The organism is Haloferax sp. s1 (assembly GCF_058382125.1).
On the sequence record NZ_JBZRPK010000362.1, the window covers coordinates 1 to 3534 of the forward strand.

Below are 3534 nucleotides of genomic sequence, written 5' to 3' on the forward strand. Positions count from 1 at the left end.
AACAAGGGACAGTCGGCTCAGCGGGTGAATATCGAAAAAACCGAATCCGCAATTAGAACCCGGATGGAAGACGTTTTCCAAAACCCTCACGACCTTTTTCGGCTTGCGCCGATTTCCCGAACTCCAATTCCTCGTGGTCCGGTACTTGGTCTTCCTGCCACTCACTCGCAGAGTGGTTAACAGGGTTGCTTCGGTTCTTCTTCGGCACTTTGACCTCGTCTTCCTTTTACGAAAGACTCGGTGTTCATGTCGATTCCATCCCTCCGCATCTTGCGATGCGTACCATCGTCGACGTCTTTCACGTCGCCCGACGGATTCGGTTTGGTCATCCAGTGTGTCCTTGCGCCTCCGGCAACTGAATATATGCCCGGTATCTTAATGAACATTTCTGATAAACTCTGGTACGTCGGAGTCAGCTGAAATTCTGGCTGGGAGACAGAATCTGTTGTGTGCTTGAATGTCGTACCGAGTCGGGTCCCGTATGCGAGTTTTCACCAGAAACGTGGTCTGTTGATGATGATGGATTTGCGAGCGAGTGGTGGGGTAAAATAGTTCGATTGCAGGGAGGGATTTGAACACTGTGAGGCCACAGCCTCGCTTACTCACCCTCACTCCGTTCGCGTGAACCTCACTCGCAACGCTTCGCGTTGCTCGCTGGTTCTAATCCTCCAAATGATTCGCACTGTGTCGTCGTACCCATGCGAGGGGAGGGATTTGAACCACGGTCGCAGCAAGCTGCTCCCTGATTCAAATCCCTCCGGACGCATCGCTATCCTCACTGACGTTCGGAAAAACGCGATGCGAGGGGAGGGATTTGAACCCACGGACCCCTACGGGAGCGGATCTTGAGTCCGCCGCTTTTTCCTGACTTAGCTACCCTCGCGCGTATTGAAGTACGACAGGGGGGCCGCTAAAACGTTGCGAATCGTCAGACGAGAACTCCGAACTGCTCGACGACGAGCAGTCCACCGACGATAATACCGATTGTCCCCGCCACAGCGTGGAGAATTCGCGTGTCGCCGATACTCATCGACTGACCCCACAGGAACGAGACGGTCGCCATCGTCGCCACAGTCAAGAGGCTAAACGCCCCGAGGAAGGCGACTGCCTGCCCCATCCCCGGTGCGGCAGTAACCATCGCGATGACGAGTGCACCGCTTCCGGCGAATCCGTGCAGGACGCCAATGCCGAACGACTCGTCGTGAATGTGGGTGTGTTTCGTCCCGAGTGCGATACCGCCAACGGAGAGGTGTCTGTGTGCTCCCTCGTGGTCGTGACCACGAAGTGTCGGCACCGAAACTCCTCCAGCCCGGAGGAGCATCCGAACACCGAGGACGACGAGTATCGCACCAACGACGACCTCGAAAAAGTGCGTTACTGACTCGGGGAGACTCACGCCGAGTGCGACGAAAAGCAGGCCGACGACGACAATCGGAATCGAGTGACCGACGCCCCAGGAAGCGCCGACGATTCCCGGTCGGTTGTCGTCTTCGACCATCGTCGCGATGGCGGCGAGGTGGTCGGCCTCCAGCGCGTGCCGAATTCCGATAACCCCACCAGCCACGAGTGCTGATGCGAGTGCCATACCCCTTCGAAGTCCATTCCATGTAAATACCTCTTGCATTCGGACGCGGAAGCGGTGGTCACACGGGGAGACAGCGACTACGACTTCGCAGGGTCGGGAGCTACGTAGGTGACCACTCACACGACGCACCGGTGGTGAGTTCCTCGTCTTCGATGTACGCCGAGAGACACGCGTAGTTACAGAACCCACCGACTGAAACTCGCTCGCCGTCGGCGGCCTCCTCGACGAAGACGGGGTCGTGACAAGACACGTCGCTTCCGCAGTACACACACTGGGTTGTTGTTCCACCCATAGTGGTTGTTAGTAACACACCGTAGAAAGTCCCTCGTGTCTATGTTACGCTCGCCGTCAGTCGTGTTCAGTTACGCTCGCCACCAGTCGTGCTCAGATTCGGCCACCGATGGAGTTACTGGGTTTCCCGCCGCTGTCACACCTATGGACGAACACACCCGTGACCCGAGCGTCGCCCCACCGCTCGGGAACCCCTCGGGGTGGAACGAGGAGTTGCGGATGTGGGAACACGCGACGCTTCGCCGAGCAGTCGAACACGGGACCCGCCTGTTCAATTCGGGTGACTTCCACGAGAGCCACGATTGCTTCGAAATCGAGTGGTACAACTACGGGTCGGGGACCGCAGAAAGCGCCTTCCTCCACGGGATGGTGCAGGTTGCTGCCGGCGCGTACAAACACTTCGACTTCGAGAACGACACCGGAATGCGCTCGCTGTTCGAGACGGCCTTGGAGTATATCCACGGCGTCCCTAGCGACTTCTACGGTGTCGACGTCGACGACGTTCGTGTGACTATGCGGGCGGCACTGGATGACCCGACGGCCCTCCACGGCTGGCAAATCGAACTTGACGGCCACCGGGCGACCGCGTACCCCGCTGATTATGAGTACGTTGAGCGGTTGGACCACTAACAGGGTTTTAGCGACACATCTCCTCGCCGATGCGCTACCACGCGAATCTAAAAGCCCTTTAGCGTCTAGTTCTAGAAACTGGCAATGCGAATCTACGAACTCGGTGACGGCACCCCGGAAGTGTCAGTTGTCGGGTCTATTCACGGTGACGAACCGTGTGGTGCTCGCGCTATCGAGCGGTTCGTCGCGGAAGACCCAGACGTTGAACGGCCGGTGAAACTCATCGTCGCCAACGAGGAAGCACTCGAAGCGGATGTTCGCTTCCTCGACGAAGACCTCAATCGCGCGTTTCCGGGCGACCCCCACGCGGAGAATCACGAGCGACGCCTCGCACACGACCTCGGCCGCGAGGTTCGCGGAACGACGGCATTCTCTATCCACTCTACGCAGTCCTACGCCGAACCGTTCGCCATCGTCGACACCGTCGACGCCATCGCTCGGTCGATTCTCCCGCGCCTCCCGGTCGACGTGGCCGTCGAGACGAACAACTTCGCCGAAGGCCGACTCATCGAACACGCCCACACCATCGAGGTCGAAGCAGGTCTCCAGAAGTCTGACGAGGCCGCGGACAACGCCTACTGGTTGATTCGTGCGTTTCTCACGGCGACGAACGTCTTGCCCGCTCCGGCCGTCGCGAGCGACGGGTCCGGTGAGGAGTCCGAACCACAGACCGAAGACGACCGCCTGAAGCTCGGTATCCCCGAGGAAAACAGCCTCGACGTGTTCCGACTGCTGGAGCGACTTCCGAAACCCGTCGCCGAGAAATACGAAGCCCCCACCACCAACTTCACCGCCGTCACCGAAGGAACGACGTTCGCCCGTGCCGACGACGAACGGTTCGTGGCCGACCGCGACTTCTATCCGGTTTTGCTTTCCGCGTACGGCTACGCCGACATCTTCGGCTACGCCGGCGAGAAAGTCGGGACTCTGCCGTAGTACTGTCGCAGTAGTTCGTGCCCCGTTTCAGTCGAGGATGCGAGCGACCGCTTCGTCGACCGAGTCTACCCGCGCCGGGTCGTCGTCAGGGC

At 59.2% G+C, this 3534-nt stretch carries 4 protein-coding genes and 1 tRNA gene; 2 read left to right on the forward strand and 3 right to left on the reverse strand.

Going from position 1 to position 3534, the window contains the following annotated elements:
• Positions 1-799: 799 nt before the first annotated feature.
• The 3 genes from QT222_RS04440 to QT222_RS04450 all read right to left on the reverse strand — a co-directional run bounded on the left by QT222_RS04440 (position 800) and on the right by QT222_RS04450 (position 1877).
• Positions 800-883: transfer RNA gene (locus QT222_RS04440), tRNA-Leu, on the reverse strand.
• A 45-nt stretch (positions 884-928) separates the two neighbouring features.
• A complete protein-coding gene (locus QT222_RS04445; RefSeq protein ID WP_004060351.1) occupies positions 929-1585 on the reverse strand; it encodes a sulfite exporter TauE/SafE family protein in 657 nt (218 codons plus the stop codon).
• Between the two features lie 100 nt (positions 1586-1685).
• Entirely contained in the window at positions 1686-1877 is a 192-nt protein-coding gene (locus QT222_RS04450; RefSeq protein WP_491476431.1) for a hypothetical protein, read from the reverse strand.
• 143 nt (positions 1878-2020) lie between these two features.
• Between QT222_RS04450 and QT222_RS04455 the strand changes: the two genes are divergently transcribed.
• On the forward strand, positions 2021-2506 hold the full coding sequence (locus QT222_RS04455) for a DUF309 domain-containing protein (RefSeq protein WP_004060349.1): 486 nt from the start codon (positions 2021-2023) through the stop codon (positions 2504-2506).
• Between the two features lie 84 nt (positions 2507-2590).
• Positions 2591-3442, forward strand: a complete 852-nt coding sequence (locus tag QT222_RS04460; RefSeq protein ID WP_491476432.1) for a M14 family metallopeptidase — start codon at positions 2591-2593, stop codon at positions 3440-3442.
• Positions 3443-3534 lie beyond the last annotated feature (92 nt).